This window comes from Acetobacterium bakii, from assembly GCF_001263355.1.
In the GTDB taxonomy this organism is placed as follows: Bacteria; Bacillota; Clostridia; order Eubacteriales; family Eubacteriaceae; genus Acetobacterium; species Acetobacterium bakii.
On sequence record NZ_LGYO01000033.1, the window covers coordinates 127,400 to 146,149 of the forward strand.

Annotated in this window: 19 protein-coding genes; 10 read left to right on the forward strand and 9 right to left on the reverse strand. The window is 43.4% G+C overall.

The window, feature by feature from the left end:
• Positions 1-2: 2 nt before the first annotated feature.
• Together AKG39_RS13210 and AKG39_RS13215 are read right to left on the reverse strand one after the other, a co-directional pair.
• Complete coding sequence (locus AKG39_RS13210; RefSeq protein WP_050740871.1) at positions 3-401, reverse strand: FMN-binding protein; 399 nt, start codon at positions 399-401, stop codon at positions 3-5.
• Positions 394-1,041 (reverse strand): TetR/AcrR family transcriptional regulator, encoded by a 648-nt coding sequence (locus tag AKG39_RS13215; protein WP_050740872.1) that lies wholly within the window; start codon positions 1,039-1,041, stop codon positions 394-396. The genes AKG39_RS13210 and AKG39_RS13215 overlap by 8 nt, the downstream gene beginning before the upstream one ends.
• A 263-nt stretch (positions 1,042-1,304) precedes the next feature.
• Between AKG39_RS13215 and AKG39_RS13220 the strand changes: the two genes are divergently transcribed.
• Together AKG39_RS13220 and AKG39_RS13225 are read left to right on the forward strand one after the other, a co-directional pair.
• The gene (locus AKG39_RS13220) at positions 1,305-1,640 is read left to right on the forward strand and encodes a PadR family transcriptional regulator (RefSeq protein WP_050740873.1); all 336 of its coding nucleotides are present in this window, start codon (positions 1,305-1,307) and stop codon (positions 1,638-1,640) included.
• The gene (locus tag AKG39_RS13225) at positions 1,637-2,320 is read left to right on the forward strand and encodes a DUF1129 domain-containing protein (protein WP_050740874.1); all 684 of its coding nucleotides are present in this window, start codon (positions 1,637-1,639) and stop codon (positions 2,318-2,320) included. The genes AKG39_RS13220 and AKG39_RS13225 overlap by 4 nt, the downstream gene beginning before the upstream one ends.
• A 139-nt stretch (positions 2,321-2,459) precedes the next feature.
• Here the strand turns inward: AKG39_RS13225 and AKG39_RS13230 are convergent, their stop codons facing one another.
• From AKG39_RS13230 to AKG39_RS13240, 3 genes are all read right to left on the reverse strand, one after another.
• On the reverse strand, positions 2,460-3,065 hold the full coding sequence (locus tag AKG39_RS13230) for a TetR/AcrR family transcriptional regulator (protein WP_050740875.1): 606 nt from the start codon (positions 3,063-3,065) through the stop codon (positions 2,460-2,462).
• A gap of 194 nt (positions 3,066-3,259) precedes the next feature.
• Positions 3,260-5,650, reverse strand: coding sequence for a YhgE/Pip domain-containing protein (locus tag AKG39_RS13235; protein WP_050740876.1), 2,391 nt, complete (start codon positions 5,648-5,650; stop codon positions 3,260-3,262).
• The gene (locus AKG39_RS13240) at positions 5,637-6,146 is read right to left on the reverse strand and encodes an Rrf2 family transcriptional regulator (RefSeq protein ID WP_050740877.1); all 510 of its coding nucleotides are present in this window, start codon (positions 6,144-6,146) and stop codon (positions 5,637-5,639) included. The genes AKG39_RS13235 and AKG39_RS13240 overlap by 14 nt, the downstream gene beginning before the upstream one ends.
• Before the next feature lie 338 nt (positions 6,147-6,484).
• On the opposite strand from AKG39_RS13240, the gene AKG39_RS13245 reads away from it, so the two are divergent.
• The 3 genes from AKG39_RS13245 to AKG39_RS13255 all read left to right on the forward strand — a co-directional run bounded on the left by AKG39_RS13245 (position 6,485) and on the right by AKG39_RS13255 (position 9,442).
• Positions 6,485-7,759 (forward strand): MFS transporter, encoded by a 1,275-nt coding sequence (locus AKG39_RS13245; RefSeq protein WP_050740878.1) that lies wholly within the window; start codon positions 6,485-6,487, stop codon positions 7,757-7,759.
• A gap of 176 nt (positions 7,760-7,935) precedes the next feature.
• The gene (locus tag AKG39_RS13250) at positions 7,936-8,793 is read left to right on the forward strand and encodes an ABC transporter ATP-binding protein (RefSeq protein WP_050740879.1); all 858 of its coding nucleotides are present in this window, start codon (positions 7,936-7,938) and stop codon (positions 8,791-8,793) included.
• A 1-nt stretch (position 8,794) separates the two neighbouring features.
• Positions 8,795-9,442 carry an ABC-2 transporter permease gene (locus AKG39_RS13255; protein ID WP_050740880.1) on the forward strand — a complete coding sequence of 216 codons (648 nt, stop codon included), beginning with the start codon at positions 8,795-8,797 and terminating at the stop codon, positions 9,440-9,442.
• A gap of 64 nt (positions 9,443-9,506) precedes the next feature.
• Here AKG39_RS13255 and AKG39_RS13260 read toward each other — a convergent pair whose 3' ends face one another.
• Positions 9,507-9,815, reverse strand: a complete 309-nt coding sequence (locus tag AKG39_RS13260) for a FlxA-like family protein (protein WP_050740881.1) — start codon at positions 9,813-9,815, stop codon at positions 9,507-9,509.
• 186 nt (positions 9,816-10,001) lie between these two features.
• A complete protein-coding gene (locus tag AKG39_RS13265) occupies positions 10,002-10,427 on the reverse strand; it encodes a hypothetical protein (RefSeq protein ID WP_050740882.1) in 426 nt (141 codons plus the stop codon).
• A gap of 383 nt (positions 10,428-10,810) precedes the next feature.
• Between AKG39_RS13265 and AKG39_RS13270 the strand changes: the two genes are divergently transcribed.
• The 5 genes from AKG39_RS13270 (at position 10,811) to recQ (ending at position 17,875) form a co-directional block, all read left to right on the forward strand.
• Positions 10,811-11,494, forward strand: a complete 684-nt coding sequence (locus AKG39_RS13270) for a response regulator transcription factor (protein ID WP_050740883.1) — start codon at positions 10,811-10,813, stop codon at positions 11,492-11,494.
• Positions 11,484-12,497: a sensor histidine kinase gene (locus tag AKG39_RS13275; protein ID WP_050740884.1), complete on the forward strand. Its 1,014-nt coding sequence runs from the start codon at positions 11,484-11,486 to the stop codon at positions 12,495-12,497. The genes AKG39_RS13270 and AKG39_RS13275 overlap by 11 nt, the downstream gene beginning before the upstream one ends.
• 178 nt (positions 12,498-12,675) lie before the next feature.
• Positions 12,676-13,344 (forward strand): ABC transporter ATP-binding protein, encoded by a 669-nt coding sequence (locus AKG39_RS13280; RefSeq protein WP_050740885.1) that lies wholly within the window; start codon positions 12,676-12,678, stop codon positions 13,342-13,344.
• Complete coding sequence (locus AKG39_RS13285; protein ID WP_050740886.1) at positions 13,341-15,563, forward strand: ABC transporter permease; 2,223 nt, start codon at positions 13,341-13,343, stop codon at positions 15,561-15,563. Before AKG39_RS13280 ends, AKG39_RS13285 begins: the two co-directional genes overlap by 4 nt.
• Positions 15,564-15,697: 134 nt before the next feature.
• Complete coding sequence (gene recQ / locus AKG39_RS13290; protein WP_050740887.1) at positions 15,698-17,875, forward strand: DNA helicase RecQ; 2,178 nt, start codon at positions 15,698-15,700, stop codon at positions 17,873-17,875.
• A gap of 100 nt (positions 17,876-17,975) precedes the next feature.
• Here recQ and AKG39_RS13295 read toward each other — a convergent pair whose 3' ends face one another.
• Positions 17,976-18,161 (reverse strand): hypothetical protein, encoded by a 186-nt coding sequence (locus tag AKG39_RS13295; RefSeq protein WP_050740888.1) that lies wholly within the window; start codon positions 18,159-18,161, stop codon positions 17,976-17,978.
• Positions 18,151-18,741: a 5' nucleotidase, NT5C type gene (locus tag AKG39_RS13300; protein ID WP_050740889.1), complete on the reverse strand. Its 591-nt coding sequence runs from the start codon at positions 18,739-18,741 to the stop codon at positions 18,151-18,153. Before AKG39_RS13300 ends, AKG39_RS13295 begins: the two co-directional genes overlap by 11 nt.
• Between the last annotated feature and the right edge of the window lie 9 nt (positions 18,742-18,750).

The window sequence follows — 18,750 nt, forward strand, 5'->3', positions numbered from 1 at the left end:
AGTTATTTTTGGATCAGTGCATTTTCAACCGCTTTTTTAATCACCCGGCTTGAATTCGTTGCACCTGAAATGGCATCCACATCGATTTTCTGTTCCTGTATGATGTTATCGGTAATCACTTCGGCAGCAGAGCCCTTTTCATTTTTGTGTTCAATCAGGTTGATTTTTTCGATGGTGCCGTTATTGATTAAAACTTCAACTTTGGCCGATATATAGCCAACATCATAGGCGCCGTCATAAACACCATCGGGGATATTGGCTATATCAATGTCGGCGTAAGTGATGTCAGCAACCGCTTTTTTATAATTGCTGACATCATTTAAATAACATGCAAAAGCCAGAATTCCAATGATGGCAGCTGAAATTAGAATAAAAATTATAGGCCGTTTTATTTTATGCATTCTTTTTTTCCTCCGTTAGAATTGAACGAAGCAGGGTGTCAAAACTGTATTTTAAGAAAGCTTGTTTTGTGACCCCCATAGCTTGTTCAATATATTTTTGTTTCTTAAATGCCATATGAATGATCCCGGATAGACTGGACCAGAAAATAAAGACCACCTGGGGGATTTGAAGATCCGGACGAAAAATACCCCGGTCCATGCCGTCCTGAAAAAAAGCCCCAAGCTCTTCGTTGATCTGTTCCCCAATATCAAAAATATCTTTAAAAACCGGTGGTGTGTTTTGGTCTTCAAAATCCACATTGATTTCCTGGAGCACTGTTTCAAAATACAAGGGATAGTCGTCACAATAGACGGTTAATTCATTGCAGATTCCGTAATATTTTCCATACAGATCATTGTCATTGTGAATGGCAATTTGAATGCGATCGTACAGCATCTTCATACTGTTCAGGATAATGCAATTGACAATTTCTTCTTTATTTTTAAAATACACATACAAGGTCGCCTTGCTGTAGTCCGCTTCCCGGGCAATGTCATTCATGGTGGTTTTTTCAATACCATTTTTTTCAAAAAGTGTTTCTGCCACCTGGATAATACTGTCCCGGTGAAACTCCGTTAATTCTTTTTTTCGTCTGCCCACAGTAAACCTCCGTTTTAATAATTGAACCATGGGTTTAATTATAAAATGCATTAGAAAAAGAGTCAAGGGTTTTATTCCTTTTGGACCAGTTTTTACAAACCTCGGCAGCCGTGACTTGCGGCAAGGGTATTGGTTTAAGGAAATGCCCTTACATCGTTGGGCTTTTTCAAATTAACCGCTTGACATCCTGGCTACTAGGCATTACACTATAGCTACGGTACTTTGCAATGCTTAGTAGCAACTAGAAAAGAGGCGGCATATTAATGATCCCATCACAAATGTTAAAAGGTATACTTGAAGGCTGTATTCTAAAGATAATCAGTCGGAATGAAACCTATGGGTATGAAATAGCTCAGAAATTACTGGAATATGGTTTTTCTCCCATTGCTGAGGGAACGATCTATCCAGTTTTGCTTCGTCTTGAAAAGAATGATTTAATTTGTGCTCAGTATCGGGAGTCTTCCTGTGGACCCAAACGAAAGTATTTTTCCATAACAGCATCAGGCAAAAAGGAACTCCATGCATTTTTAGAAAACTGGCAGGAACTTGAAACTGGGGTTAATCGAGTATTTGCAGAAAAGGAGACGGAAAATCAATGAATGTGAAAATGCTGAATAAAAGCAATAATGAACTGGATAAAGAAATAAATGAAGAGAGCTCAAGTATAATGACGGACATCGTTTGTTATCTGCGAGTAGCAAATATATCAGATTATTATCAGGAAATCGTCAGAAGGGATTTGCTGGAAATGGTTTTATCCGCCCAAGATCGCGGGGAAAGCATTCAATCGGTGATCGGTGAAGATTATAAAACATTTTGCGACGAGGTGATCGAAAATCTGCCAAAAAGGACCCGAAAAGAGCGGATCCTGGATTTCTGTGAAACCTTTTTTTTATGTGCCGCTATTCTGGGAGGAATCAACCTCATTTTATCTAAAGAAATCATTAATCTCCTGGGCGCTATCATCTCTGGTCAGCCCTTGAATTTTCAAATGCCAATTACTGCCTCATCTATTCTGTTATTTGGGATTAATATTATCGCTGCCTTTATATTTGTTGAGATCATTTGTAAAACGGCTCTGAATCCCAAAAAAGAAAAACATTTAAGCAAACCCAAAAGGTTTATGCTCGGCGGATTAGCCGGCGGAGGGGTCATGGCTGTTTTTATTGTGATTGCGTGGTTTGGCAAAAACACGCTTTTTACAGTGAACATGGTTGTGTATTGCGTTGTTGTTTTAGGTCTGCTTGCTGCTTATAAAATAGTTAAAATAATAGAATAAATGATTGATTGGTGACAAAGAAAACTGTTGCTTTGATGCCTGATAGATAAGCAGGCTTCTTAGCCTCGTTAATTTCTTGTTCGCCATATTTTGATCAGATATTTTCAAGAGTTAGTATTAGTATAGGGTCGGCTGATTTTTAGTTACCGAACAAATACCAGTGTGCGATTTCTACCAATTGTTCTTCATAGTCACTTTTATCGACATCTTCAGGAAGTTTTGCCAAATATTCGGAAATACCCTGAACTAGAAAATAGGACATTTGCGACATCACTAAAGGAGAAATCCGTTTTTTCACATGGGGACTTTCTTTACAGAAGGTGTAAAGAGCAGTCATGATTTTATTCGAAACGTCATTTACCCGATCTCTTAATTCCGGTTTAGTCATAGCGATGCTTTCATAATTCTGAAACAAAACCATGCTTTTGTAGGCGGCGGCCATGCCAGTCCGAATATAGTCAGACAGACTATCTCTGGCTAGTTCCGGCCGCTCATCAAGCTTCTTGATCAATTCAGCTAAATCTGAATAATTTTTATTAATATGGATGGTCATAATTTCCTGAAAAACTTCCAGCTTGTCAGGAAAATAGTTATAGAAGCTGCCGGTTGAAACCCCTGCTAGTTTGGCAATCTCTTTGGTGTTGGTGTTGAAGTATCCTTTGGTATTAAACAGTTCTTTGGCAGCCACAATTATTTTCTGACGGTTGATAACCGTTCGTTCCTGAATTTTTTTCTCTTTTTCCATTTTCAACTCCTGTGTACTCTCTAAAACTTCATCTAAAGCATAGTATGAAACAGCTTATTTTGCAAGTCTCAAAATAAATAATGAACTAAAATTCATTATTTATTGACGGATCAAGTAAAATAGAGGAAAAGAAAAATAGAAGCCCAGAAACCTGCTAACAGGCTTCTGGGCTTTCGGGTTTTCAAGATTTTGGATTAATAAAGATTCGATTGACTTTTTAATTGAGCACCGCTTTGAGTTAGATCTTTCTTTGTTCGATAGACATAGCTCAGACCGGTTAACAGGGCAAAGACCATAATGATGCAAAGTAATACGAAAATGTATTGACCAATGCCGCTACCGATGTCGCCAATGGAAAGCGTCTGTTTGAGTGCCTCAATCGTGTAAGTCATGGGCAGGTATGGATGTATTATCTGGAAAAAACTGTTAGACAGTTCAATCGGATAAACGCCGCCGGAACCGCTTAACTGCAGGATGAGAAAGATCAATGCGATGAAGCTGCCTGCTTCATCTAAGGTGACTTTCAAAAAACTGGTGAACGACATAAAGCACAGGGAAGTGATCCAGGCAATAAAAAAGGAGGCTGCCACATTAATGGGCGAAAGTCGGTTGATGGCCATCAATGCAGTGATGGCTATTATGGATTGCAGCGTGCTCACCGTGAACAAGATAAAGGATTTGCTCAGCCAGTATTTTATGCCATTTTTCGGTTTGTCCTTTTTATCGTACAAGGGATAGAAGAGACAGAATGCCATGGCACCCAGATAAAGCGCTACCGAGATGATATAAGGCGCCATACTGGTACCGTTGTTATTTACCGTTGAAAAACTTTCTTCATCAGCGGTTGTGGGAGACACAAACATTTCGATGTTGTCGTCATCGGTGTTGACCGCTGCAAGGGCTTCAGCGCCATCAGACATTTTTCCGGCCAGTAACTGACTACCATCTTTAAGAGCAACAATTCCGTTTCCCAGGGTTTGCGAACCGGTCGCCAGCTGAGAAGAGCCACTGCTGATTTGCTGGGCCCCATTTGCCAGCTGACTGGCTCCGGAGATTAGCTGGTTAGAGCTTGCACTAAGCAAAGAAGAACCATCAGCCAGTTTCACAACTCCGCTGGTCAGGAGAGGGATTTGGTTATTCAGCTGGTTCATGGCGCCTGTCAGTTCGCCTGAACCCGACATCAGTGTTTCAGACTGATCATTTAGTGCCTGCAAACCGGCGGCAACGCTGTTTACACCGTTGGTATATTGCTCGGCTCCTGAAATCAGACCGGCATTTTCATCGTTCATTCCCTGTTGGAGCTGTTCCAAACCTTGATTCATCGCGGTCAGAGTCTGAATAAGCTGTTGAGTATTTCCAGTCGCAGCCGTCTCAGGGCTTGAATTGCTTTGTTCCTGAATAGTGCTCACAGAATCATCAATGGAATTACTGCTGTCGGCAAGACTGCTTCGAAGGCTTGCTAAAGTATTTGCCTGGGTCTGTGTCTGGGGATCTTCAGAAGTTTTAAGGGTTTCAATGACAGCATCCAATGAACCAAGATCGTTTTGGATGCTGGCTGTGTTTGTCTGGATAGCGATGGCACTGTCGTTGATACCTGAAAAATCCGTGGTCCCAGCCTGGAGCGGATTTTGTGCCAGGGACGTCAGCAGTTGATCATTAACGGCTTTAATCTGGTTGATGCCATTGGCTTCTGAGATAATGCCGGCATTGAGGCTGTCACTGAAAGCGGATAGTTCCTGACCGCCGTTCGCGAGCCTTGCGACACCGGCAGTATACTGGCCAATTCCTGTGTTCAGCTGGCTTGTACCGGACTGAATCTGACTGATACCGCTGGTCAGGGTTGGCAGCTGACTGTTGAGCTGCTGGAGTCCCTGATTGAGCTGTCCCACCCCAGCGGTATATTGAGAAAGACCAACTGAAAAGGTTTTGGCGCCGTCGCTGAATGTAAGCGAGCTGTCAGATAATTTCGTGAGATTTGCAGTAATCTGTTGATTGCCGTTTTCTAGCTGTTCTGATCCGTCATTGATAGCTGTTGCCCCATCGGCTGCCTGCTTCATACCGGTTTTTAAAGCCGACAGTTGATTGAAAATGACTTCTGTATAGGTTCGAGTGACTTTATCAGAAACACTGTTTTTAATGGCAGTCGCAGCGGTGACACCAATTTTGGAGGCAAATAAATTTTCACCAGGATTGATTTCATAGGCAAGCACCATGGGTTGTGGGTCGGAATCCATCAGCGTAGAGGCATTCTTGGAAAAATCTTCAGGGACGGTAACGACCATATAATAGTCGCCGTTTTTCAAACCATTCTGGGCGGTTTGAGAATCAACAGACTGAAAGTCAAGGGGCTGTTCATCTTTAAGAGTTTTGGTTAATTCCGCTCCAATGTTAAGGGTATTGTTCTCGTAGCTGTAAGCTTTATCTTCGTTGACAAGAGCCACCGGTAATTGGCTGAGTTTGGAATAGGGATCCCAAACAGAGGATAAAAAAATCGTTGTATACAAGGTTGGAACAAGGGAAAGGACAATGATCAGCACAATTAAAAATTTATTGTCTTTAAGATTTTGGAATTCATTTTTCAGCATGGCTGGTACCTCCTTTTATACAAGCACTGTTTTCGACAATTGCATTCCAGTCAACGGTTCCAAGATTATTACTTTCGTCATAATACCTTAGTTGTCTGAGAGAGCATTCAATCAGGCGATTTTTAAATAAGGTCTCAGCTTCAGTAAGAATCGTGATCACAGTATTTTTCTTTTTTTCAATTGTTTCCGGCATTAAGAAAACTTTCTCAACCAGACTGGAAGGAACAAAAAAGGGATCCGAACCTTCAATAGCCTCGAAAACGTCTAATAGAGTAATCGAATCATCGGGTTTTGCAAGGGTAAAACCACCGGTTTTCGATGCATTTGAATTAATCAGCCCACCAATTACTAACTTCCGTAAAACTTTTTTTAGATAAGAATCGGATACCTGAAGCCGGGTGCTTAGGGTAACGCTTTTTAAAGGTAATCCGTCTTTTTGTGAAGCCAGCATTAACAAAATGCAGACGGCCTGTTCTACACCACTGGTTACTTTCATTTTTTCACATCCTTTATTTTAATTCTGTAGACATAATACATCCATAGATAAAATATGTCAATAGATAAATAATCTAAATCGATTAATTATTGGTATGCACTAAAAATGGTTGCTTAAAAAATAAAAAAGGCTGACTGTAACAACAGACCAGTTGGGAACAACAATATTTATTTTAAAACCTTTCTGGATATTCCAAATAATTTTTATTAATATGGAGGGTAAGGAAGAGATGTCAATAAATAATGAACTTTAGTTCATTATTTATTGACAGATGCTATTTTGTGATTTATACTTTTAAGTATAAATGAACTAAAGTTCACTTAATTTTAGGAGGTCACGTGAAAGAGAAAACATTATTCAATAAGAACTTCACCATTATCACCATCGGTCAGTTAATCAGCATGTTCGGCAATGCCATCCAACGGTTTGCTTTCTCTCTGTACATTCTGGAGCTTACCGGATCCGCGTCTTTGTTCGCCTTGATTATATCTCTGGCAATCCTTCCCACCATTATCCTGGCGCCTATTGGCGGGGCCATTGCCGATCGGATGGATAAGGGGCGAATCATGGTAATCCTGGATTTTTGCTGCAGTATCATCATTGGCGGTTTTGCTGTTTTCATCTATGGAAATGACAATCAAATCCTGTGGATTGCGATTTTGATGTTTGTTTTGTCCACCATTAGCAGCATTTACGAGCCAACCGTTCGGGCAAGTATCCCCAGTGTGATTGCCAAAGAGCATTATACCGCCGGCAACAGCATGGTGAGCCAGATCAGTGCCCTGACCATGCTCCTGGGACCCATTGCCGCAGGATTTCTATACGGTTTCTTTGGGCTTAAGGTTGTTCTGATGATAAACATGATCAGTTTTTTTGCATCGGCTGTGATGGAATTATTTTTAACCATTCCCTATGAAAAAATTAAAATGACCGGATCGGCAATGACAACCTACATCACGGATATCAAGGAAACCTTGAAATTTCTGTATGAGGATAAACCGATAGTGTTAACCATCCTTTTTTTCGCCGCCGGGCTCAACCTTTTTATGACACCTCTCTACACGGTTGGGGTTCCCTATGTGGAGAAGATTATTTTAGGGGTAACCGATGAAATGTACGGCTTCTCTGAAGGCATTCTCGGTATTGGCATGATTTTGGGAGCCATTCTGTCGACGTTGATTGCCAAATACAATCCTTTTGAAAAGCTTCATCGCTTCTTTGTGTTAATGGGAATTGCTATTTTAGGAATGGGTCTGTGCCTTACGCCCTGGTTACTAGGCAAGAGCTCAATGCATTTAACCGCTTATGTGTTATTCACATGCTTTGGCTTTATTCTCATGTTTCTCGTAGCCAATGTTAATATTCAAGCCTTGACGTTCATTCAGCTGCAGGTTCCCCAAACCATAATGGGGAAGACCATGGCCCTGACCGCAGCTTTATCCATGGCCTTTATGCCCGTTGGCCAGGTTATTTTCGGCCAGCTTTATGACAAACTGAGTTTTAATTTAATTTTAATCTATGTCGGGGTTATGGGTTTGACTTTTGCTGCTGCAAAAATATTACAGCGCATTGTTGAAAGCTCGATTGATAAGCCTGATTCGGTGAACTGTTAAACCGCAATTTGGGATGATCGTCCGCTTAGCTTTTTTATTTTTTTATCGCTTTATTCACACTTTCGTTGCCGCGCTTAACCTTTTCTAAACCTTTAGACGATAAACTGAAACCATAAAATGATTAACGGGCAAAATTTATCATGGAACTGGAAACGGTTTATCTTATGGAGGATATTATGGAAAATGGAAGAGACATTCTGTCGGTTCAAAATTTAAATAAAAGCTATGAGGCATTTAAGCTCAGGGATGTGTCCTTCACCCTTAAAGCCGGGACCATTATGGGGTTTATCGGACGAAACGGCGCCGGGAAAACCACCACCCTGAAAGCCATGGTGAACCTGGTTCACGCGGACAGCGGATCGGTTCAATACTTCGGCATGGATTTGCAAACCCGGGAAGCTGAAATCAAACAGCGGATTTCCTTTGCCTTTGGCGGCGTGGATTATTATCTCCAGAAAAAACTGGGCACCATCACCGGGGTGTATAAGCGGTTTTATGACCAGTGGGACGAAAAAGCCTATGAGAATTATCTCAAAATGTTTGCACTGGACCCCAATAAGAAAATCAAGGAGCTGTCCCAGGGCATGCAGGTGAAATACAGCCTTGCCCTGGCGCTGTCCCACTATGCCGAAATCCTGATTCTGGATGAGCCTACCAGCGGGCTGGATCCGGTGTCCCGGGATGAAATCCTGACTATTTTTGAGGATGTGGTGGATGGCAACCAGGCCAGCATTCTTTTCTCCACCCACATCACTTCGGATCTGGACAAATGCGCTGATGACATCACTTACATTAAAAACGGCGCGATTCTTTTCAGCGAGGACCGAGACAGCTTCGTAGATTCCTACCGGCTGGTAGAAGGACCGCTGGACCGCCTCACCGAGGAGTTGAAGTCTGTGATTATGGGTTTTCATCAACGCCGCGGCGAATTTTCGGGAATGATCAACACTCGGGATTTGAAAATGGCGCCGGGCATCAAATGTTCCCCGGCGGATTTGGAAGCCATCATGGTTCACATGGAAAGGAAGGCATAGCATGAAGGATTTAATTTACAAAGAGTTTAAACTTGCCATCCATCCCACCTGTTATCTATTCCTTTTGATGGGGTTCATGCTGCTGATTCCCAATTACCCATACTACGTCGCCTTTTTCTACCAGACCCTGGGAATCTTTTTTATTTTTGTGGGTGGACAGGCCAACAACGATGTGTATTTTACAACCCTGCTGCCGATTCCCAAAAGGGCAGCAGTCAAGGCCAGATTTGGGATCATCGTCATTATCGAGCTGGCCCAGATTGTGGTTTCCATACCCTTTGCCGTGCTGCGAAACAGCCTGAACCCCGCCGCAAATCAGGCGGGAATGGAAGCCAATGCAGCCTTGTTCGGCCTTGTCTTTATCATGTTTGCCATTTTCAACCTGATTTTTCTGACCATGTTTTATAAAACCGCTTTCAAGCTGGGGTTGCCCTATGTTTTTGCCTGCGGGGCCATGGCCATCTTTGTCGGTGCTGCCGAGGCAGTCATTCAGCTCACACCAGCCCTGAAAATCGCCCTGGACACCCTGGATCCCAGCTATCTGCCCCAGCAGCTGGCGGTGCTGATCTTCGGGATGGTGGTCTTTACACTGGTGACCGTGTTGGCCTACCTCAGATCTGCAGCCCGGTTTGAAAAAATTGATCTGTAGATTGTATTTAATAAAGAAAAAAACCCTTCCAGGTAATCCCTGGAAGGGTTTTTTGAGTATTGCATTAAGCATATGTGTCTAAAATATTAGTGCTGGGAGGTTCCTGAACGGCAGGAGTTTGTTGGTTATCCGTTTGAGCAGCTTGTTTTACGGCAGCCTGTTTTTGAATTTGATCAAGCTGTGCCTGCAATTGTTGAATTTGAGCTTCAATCACTTGAACCTGGGTTTGTTTGGTCTCGGCATCGCCGGTGCCAGCATTGATTTTTGTGATTTTTCCCTGAAGGGTTTTAATTTGATCCTCCAGTTTTTTAACATTGGTTTGCGAGGTAGTGCTACTGGTGCTGGTTGCGGATGAAATAGATGAAACACTCATGAATAGGACCCCTTTCAAAATAAAATATGAAACATGACCAATCAATAACTCATGCACTGATTTTAAGCGATTGAATTAGATGAAAGCCATTGATATTTTAAGTCTATCACAAACGGTTAAATGAAATGTGTCGGTTGTGTGAAGAAAATATGTTATTATCGTGACAATCTAAAAACAACCCATGTTTCACAGAATCTTCATGAGATTAATGACTGTAATACCTTCTAGCTTAATTTTAAAGTCGGTCAACCCATGATTCGCAGTGAATTTCAGATCAACCCCATGTTCCTCGATGTCCTTTTTCAGAAGTTCTGTATGGCCATTCAAGGCATTTTCTAAAAAACCGCTGCCTGAAAAACCAAGGGTGCCACGTCTGGTATAGATGACGACGGCTCTGTTTAAAATGAATTGTTCGGCTAAAAGATATTCCCGTTCAAGACTGAATTTATCGCGTAATTCAGGCAGCCAGGGATGATAGTGCAAGGGGGAATGATGGACCCTGACATCAATCAATTGATCGCCGGTTGCAATGGTCGTTGCTATTTTTTCAATCAAATCGGATATTTCCAATTCAAATGCTGCATCTTTGCTAAGATAATGATCTGTTTTCATTTTTAAATCTCCTTAATAAACGATATTTTAGATGATTGCGAAAATTAAAATAATCGAATAATGATTGCTTTGATGTCATTTTATACAAATAATTTTGTAACGTCAATGCGAACAGTTCATCGGACTGTCGCCCTAGAGTGTAAAAATTGTTTCGTGTAAATTTGTTGCAATGCTTACGTCACTTTCGCAATTATATATAATAAATTATACCCATGCTTTTTTCAATAACACAGACAGGAGTCCCAAAATTTCTCAATGATCACCAATAAGTTGCATTGTCTCACAATCTTGTCATTGCCCGGCATTTATCATATAATAGTGAATAACAATCCCTGATTTGATAGGCAAAGTAAACCTAAATGGAAAAAAGGACGTGAGTAAGTGTGAAGATATTGATTGTAGAAGACGATAAAGTGATGAATCAAACATTAGGTTATAATCTTAGTTCAGAAGGCTATGACGTTTCTTCCGCTTATAATTTTAAAGAGGCAGACCGAGCATTAGCGCAAAACAAATTCCAGCTGATCGTTTTGGATGTGAATCTTCCGGATGGTAACGGATTCGATTTATGCAAAAAATGGTGCAAAACAATTAAGACCCACATTGTTTTTTTAACCGCCAATGACCTGGAAAGCGATATGCTTAAAGGTTTTGAATTGGGCGCAGAAGACTACATTACCAAACCATTTCATATCAGTGTTTTCTTAAAAAAAATAGCAGTGCTCACAAAAAATACAAAAGGCGGCATTGGAAAACACATCTATGATGATGGCCATCTTGTGATTGACTTTGCCCGACGAAAAGCTAGCCTCAGGGAAAAAGAGATTGAGCTCAGCACCAGTGAATACAATATGATAGACGTGCTGCTTAAAAATTGTCATATGGTTTTGACGCGACAGGTATTGTTGGAAAAACTTTGGGACAGCAACGAAAATTTTGTTGATGAAAATGCCTTGACCATGATGATCAGCCGAATTAGGACAAAAATAGATTCAAAGGAGATGAAGTATATTAAAACAATTTATGGAATGGGCTATCAATGGATTGGAGAACCCAATGAAGAATAAGATGATTTTCCTCGCGGCCGCCATATGCTGCATCGGGTACTGGTCTTATTTATTTCTGTGTTTTCATAATCCCGTATTAACCGCAGTTTCTGTTTTGGTTTGTCTTTTTTTACTTTGGCTGTTATATTTGCAGATGAGCAGAACCGAAAGAATTGTGGCTGACTTTTTTGAGGAAATCAACCAAAATCTGGATTTGCTGTTTAACAAAAGTTACGAAAGTATTAATAATTTAAACTTTCTGGAAGAAACCCTGATGGCCCGGATCAATCAAAAAATTGTGCGCATTGCCGAAATACTGGCTGCCGAGAGGAAAAAATCTGCTAAAGAGAAAATGTCCCTGCAGAGCCTGATTTCCGATATTTCCCATCAGGTAAAAACACCCATGACCAATCTAAAAATGCTCCATGAGACAATCCAGCATCGGGATTTGCCGGATGCCAAGAGAACCGAACTCCTGAAAACAATGGGAAGCCAGCTTGACAAACTGGATTTTTTATTAACGTCAATGGTGAAAACGTCACGTTTGGAAGCAGGGCTGATTCAGCTGAAAAAGGAAGAAAAAAATTTATTCAACACCCTGGCGGCCGCAGTATCGGGAATAACGGTGCCTGCGGATAAAAAGAACATCCCAATTGAAGTGTTCTGTCAGGATCAGTGTCTCTTAAACCACGATCCGAAGTGGACTGCAGAGGCATTATTCAATGTCATGGAAAATGCGGTAAAATATTCACCCCAAAACAGCCGAATTCGGGTTAGTGTTGAAAAATGGGAAATGTATACCAAGATAAACATCAGCGACCAGGGCAGGGGAATACCCGAAGCTCACTACGGAAAAATATTCCAGCGGTTTTATCGCGAGGAATCAAGTCAGGCGATTGAAGGCATCGGAATCGGCCTTTATCTTGCCCGTGAAATCATACAGAAACAGAATGGCTACATCATGGTGCAATCCGTCATCGGCAAAGGATCAACTTTTTCGGTATTTTTGCCAAATGCATTTTAATTGAAAACGCACAATCCGAACAGCAGCGTTGGAATGGGCGTTTTTTTTATTGCCATTGCGAAAGTCGGTTATATTTCTGTTAGTTTGTGTTGCTATACTGTGAATAGGCAATTGGGAAACGCATAGCTCAGCTTGCTTTCGCGATTACAGATACGAAGAAAAAGGGAGATGAAGGCAAATGAAAATATTAGAAACAAAAAACGTAAAAAAATATTACGGCAACGGCGATAACTGTGTGAAGGCCCTGGATGGCGTCGATCTGTCAGTTGATAAAGGCGAATTACTGGCTATTGTCGGGACTTCAGGAAGCGGGAAATCCACGTTGCTCCACATGCTGGGCGGTTTGGATATTCCCACCGAAGGAAGTGTGATGATCAACGGCAAAGAGCTTTCAAAAATGAAAGAAGAGCAGCTGACAATTTTCAGACGGCGGCAAATCGGTTTTGTGTTTCAGAACTATAATCTTGTGCCCATGCTGAATGTTTATGAGAATATTGTGCTGCCTCTGGAGCTGGACGGGAACAAGCCGGATCGAAAATATGTTCATGGAATCATTGATCTTCTTCATCTGAAGGGAACGGAAACCCGGTTTACCAATGGCCTTTCAGGGGGACAGCAGCAACGGGTGGCCATTGCCAGGGCGTTGGCGTCGAAGCCGGCGATTATTCTGGCTGATGAACCCACCGGAAATCTGGACAGCAAAACCAGCCAGGAAGTATTGGGACTTTTAAAAATGAGTATCAAAAAATTCGGGCAGACCCTGGTGATGATTACCCATAACAATGAAATTGCCCAGCTGGCAGATCGTATTATCCGCATTGAAGACGGAAGGATATGTGAAGGATGAAGCGTCGGGAAAAAATCAAGAATAACAATAAGCGAATCATTGGTCATCTCGCCGCACGGAGTTTAAGAACAAGCAAAACGAGAAACATATTCATCCTGCTGACTATTGCACTGTCGGTTGGCCTGTTGGGTGTAATGACGCTGGCCTATTCAGGAACGGTTGTTGAACGAAACAAAGAAATTTCGGTGATGCAGCATGTCATCTATGAAAATTTAGCTGATCCCCAGATAAAAGCACTGGAAAACACAAAAAAGATTGATTTTCTGACGCTGGCTAAATTAGGCCAGGGATTTGAAATAAACGGCGGGATGGTCAGACCCGTTTATTATGAGGAAATCACTGAACCCATTCAGACAAATTCAATTTGTGAAGGAACCTATCCTCAAAATATCCATGAGATTGCCGTCAATCGATCCTTTATGAATTTGATGGGCTTGTCGGCGTCAATTGGAGAGACTGTTTCATTGACTTTTCTGGATGGCGAATCAGAGGCGTTTGTGGTTGCCGGATTTCTGGAAGGGGGCGAGGTCACAAAGGTTTATCCTGTTTTATTCTCAAAAGAATACGCAGAAGCCGGGTCGCAGTTAAAGGATATTCCCTATCAGGCTCTTTGCCGAATTCAGGGAGCGGAAAAACAGTCTGAACAGGCATTTCTCGAAACTATTCGGACAATCGGCGCTGATGCCGGGGTTGAACGGAAAAACATTAACGAGAATAATAACTTTTCCAGTTCGTTAACAATGTCCGCAATCGATGTCTTAGTGATTGCCGGCGTCGGCGTCGGCATTCTGCTGGTCAGCGTGTTGGTTGTCTACAGCGTTTTCTATCTTTCGGTGGCTGGCCGAATCCAACAGTATGGGCAGCTGCGGACGCTGGGGGCAACAAAAAGACAGATCAAAGCATTGGTCAATCGCGAAGGCATTATCCTGTGCATCGCCGGAGCGGTATCCGGTCTCTTAATCGCCTGGCTGATTGCCTACTGCATTAAACCCCAGGGCTGGAATTGGGAGCATACCCTGATATTAAGCCTAGTGATTTTTCTGGCCGATTTGATAACCGTTTTTGTATCGATTCGAAAACCGGCAAAGCTTGCCGCATCGGTATCTGCCATTGAGGCATCGGGTTTTTCACAGTACCGTCAGAATGGCGAAAAAGAATCCAAAAAGATCCTGAGAAAACTGACCCCCCTGAATCTTGCGGTGATGAGTGCCATGAGGAATCGCAAGAAAACGCTGCTGACCATGATCTCGCTGGGGGTAGGCGGCGTTTTATTACTCACCGGAGCTGCCTTTATCGTATCGATGACACCGGAGGATTATTCAAGACAGGGCTTTTATCAATGGGGTGAATTTGTTATAAATTACGACTACAACGCAACGCAAACGGTAGAAAACGGAAATGTCGGCATTCAGATGAACAATCCCCTGAATGATGAACTCATCGCAAGCATCCAGGGAATTAACGGCGTAAAAGATGTATTGAGTTTTAATAAAACCCAAATCAGCTATGATTACAAGGACGAAATCAATGCCACGGACAGTCTTGCCCCGTTTACCAGGGAGAATCAGGAAAATGTAAAAGACGCTCTTGCGGAAGGCTCATTTGACTATGACGAGATGATTGCAAAAGATGAGATTCTGATTGCTAACAACACCGTAGCGGATGAAATTTTCGGCTGGAAATTTGAAATGGGAGACATCGTTACCATCCGCTATTTCAACGGCGTTGAGGAAGTGGAGAAAGAATTTACAATTGTCGGATCGATGGATACCCTAAGCGAGCAGCTAATTTTGGATAAAACATCATTTACCCTCCTGAATAAGATGATTCTCGGACTTTCAATTTTTATTATTGGCTTTAGCCTGATCAATCTCATCAACACATTGATAACAAATATTGTTTCGAGACGGCAGGAGTTTTCAATGCTTCAGTCCATTGGCATGAGCAATCGGCAATTGATGAGGATGATACAGGGAGAGGGATTAATCCTGGCTCTGGGTAACTTAGTCATTACGCTGATTCTGGGCACTGGGGCAGGCTATCTGATGGTTTATCTGCTGCGCAGCGTTGGTGCGACATATATGCACTATCGGTTTCCAAGCTGGTATTTTATGGGATATGTCCTTGTAACATTGCTGGTGCCAGTGTTTGTATCCGGTGCTTCAGTAAGAGCGTTTCATAAAGCATCGCTGGTAGATCGGCTGAGAAAAATGGAATAGCAAACGTCATTTATGAAAAGGGTTGGTTTCTTAGGTCGGTCATCTTTTCCCGAGTCCGAATCTTGTCATTGCGTGGCTTTTATCATATAATAGAAGCTGACAATCCATTATTAGGATTGTCCTGAGGAGAATATATGACACTGAAACAAAACCTAAGCCAGTATTTTGGCTACGATACATTTAAAGACGGCCAGGAAAAAATCGTCAACGCGGCGTTACGCGGTGAGGATGTCCTGGGGATTATGCCTACCGGCGGTGGGAAATCGCTGTGCTATCAGCTTCCGGCCATCCAGATGGAAGGCGTCACCCTGGTGATCTCGCCGTTAATTTCGCTGATGAAGGATCAGGTGGATGCCCTGGGGGAAATGGGCATTCCCAGCACCTTTTTAAACAGCAGCCTGGACGATCACACCTACGAAGAGCGGATGGCGGGCATCCGGGATAACCAATACAAACTGGTGTACATCGCCCCGGAACGCCTCAGCGCCTATTCCTTTATCGAACTGGCCCGCCAGCTTAATATTTCCATGGTGGCCGTGGATGAGGCCCACTGCATCAGCCAGTGGGGCCATGATTTCCGGCCCCATTACCAAGCCATTCCCAACTTTATCGAGTCCCTGACGCCCCGGCCGGTGGTGGCCGCCTACACCGCCACCGCCACGGTCAAGGTCACCCAGGAAATCAAGGAGTTGCTGAAGCTCCGGGATCCGGTGGAGTCCATCATCGGATTTGACCGCCCCAATTTGATTTATCAGGTGGTTAAAACCGGGGACAAGTTTACCTATGTCCGGGATGCCATCCGCAAAAACTACGAAAACGCCTCCGGGATCATTTACTGCGCCACCCGGAAAACCGTCGAAGGCCTGGCCCAGAAGCTCAATGCTCAGGGCTTTTCAGCCGCCGCATATCACGGCGGCATGGGCGCCGAGGCCCGGCAGCAGAACCAGCATGACTTCATTCATGACAAAATCAATATTATGGTGGCCACCAATGCCTTCGGCATGGGCATCAACAAGCCGGACGTGCGCTTTATCATCCATTACAACATGCCCCAGAACATGGAGGCCTATTATCAGGAAGCCGGCCGTGGAGGCCGTGACGGCGAAATCAGCCACTGCACCATTTTGTATTCGCCGGCGGATATCGTCAAGCAGAAACGGCTGATCCAAATGAACCAGACGTCTCCGGAACGGGAAAAGCTGTTATTTGAAAACCTACAGTACCTGGTCGACTACTGCCACACCAACGAATGTTTGCGCAAGAAAATTCTGGAGTATTTCGGCGAAACCGCCATCGAGGATAATTGCGGGAACTGCGGGAACTGTCTGGATCAGTCGGAAATGATGGATATTACCCTGGAAGCCCAGAAGATCCTGTCCTGTATTTACCGGATGAACAGTCGCTTTGGGCTGAACATGGTGATTTCGGTGCTGCGGGGATCACGCAATAAAAAAATCATGGACATGAACCTTGATCAGCTTTCAACCTATGGCCTCTTGAAGGAGCATACCCTGGAAAGCCTCCGGGAAATCATCATGACCCTGGTGGCCAAGGGCTATGTACTGGTTACCGCTGACGACTTTCCGGTATTGAAGCTCACCGCCGCGTCCACCAAGGTCTTAAAGGGCCAGGAAAAAGTCTTTCATAAAAAGCATCTGGTGGAAATGAAGGCGGTTAAAAGCAAGAGCAAGGTCACCGGCAAAGCGGTTATCGACTGTGACGAAGCTTTGTTTTTACAGCTCAAGGCCTTACGTTACAGCCTGTCCCAGGAAAAAGAACTGCCGCCGTTTATGATTTTTCACGATGCCAGCCTCAAGGAAATGGCCGCTTATTTTCCTTTAAACAAGGAAGACTTCCTGAAAATCAACGGTGTCGGCCAGGCCAAATTCGAAAACTACGGGGATCTTTTTATCCAGGAAATTCAGATCTTTGCGGATGAGAACCCCATCGAAATTAGACCGCGACCGGAAGCGGACAGCAGTCCCCGGGAAGCGACACCGGTGGAAAAAGAACCCCGGGGCGGCACCTATGAAAAGACCTACGAAGCCTTTATTCAGGGCCAGCCCCTGGATGAAATCGCAGCCGCAAGAGGACTGACCCTGAGCACCATCATCAGCCATTTAATGCGCTGTGACCAGCAGGGGAAAAACGTGGACTGGTCGGATTTTGTTGATCCAGAAAAGGAAACCCAGATCCTCGCGGCCATTGAAAGCGTAGGCCTGGACGCACTGAAGCCGATTAAGCTGGCCCTGCCGGAAAGCTTTAGCTATAACGACATCAAAATCGTCATTCATAAAAACAGTTTAGTTTAAGCGCTTCACAGGTGATAAACAGCGGGAAATAATTTGAAAGAAAAAGCAATCGCTGGACGGTTAACCGTCCAGTGATTGCTTTTCTATGGGGTAAAGGGGCTCAGACGGTTACCGCCGCAGTTGGCTGGGTTCCCCCAGGCTGAGCCATGCTCATGATCTGGATGGAATCAATTTCTTCAGAATTTAATTTGTAGGTTATCTTCAGGACACTGCCCACGGCGATGTCGGCTACGGTTGCCCGGAGATATTTGCTTTTCTGAATATTGAAGTATTTTTTAGACGGCAATTTGCGAGAAGCGAGAGCTAAGCAGAAAGTTCTCAAGATGATCGTTTATTTCCAGCCAGTCATTTACCCGAGTAATGCCCGGATATGAATAGCCCTGATTGTAATTACAGTCAATGAGTAGCACATTAAAACCATAGCCGGCCAGCTGGACGGCATTTTCGTAGCGATCCTCGATGAACAGATCACAGGATAATGCCATGGCTTTTGAGACTTTATTATGGGATCCCAGTAGGGACAGACTGTCCATGGGCAGCTTATGATGGGCCAGCCATTTTTCAGTCACTGGTTTCATTTTCGCTTCCCGGGCAGTGACGAAGTGGATGTTGTGTTTTTGGTACAGCATATCCAGAACCTTTTTCACGCCCCTTCTGATTCTTGCTTCTTCGTGCATTATTTCCCCATAAAGTCCGTAAAATTCATCATATAATTCACTTTCAACCCCCAGAGCCTTATGAATTTCATAGTCATTGACCATTTCCGGCGCAATGCTTGTTTTGAAATAGTCATTTGCCCTTGGAATCCAGTCATAGGCTTCGGTAACCGTGCCGTCAATATCAATGCAAAAATTCAACTGTTTCATCCCACTATT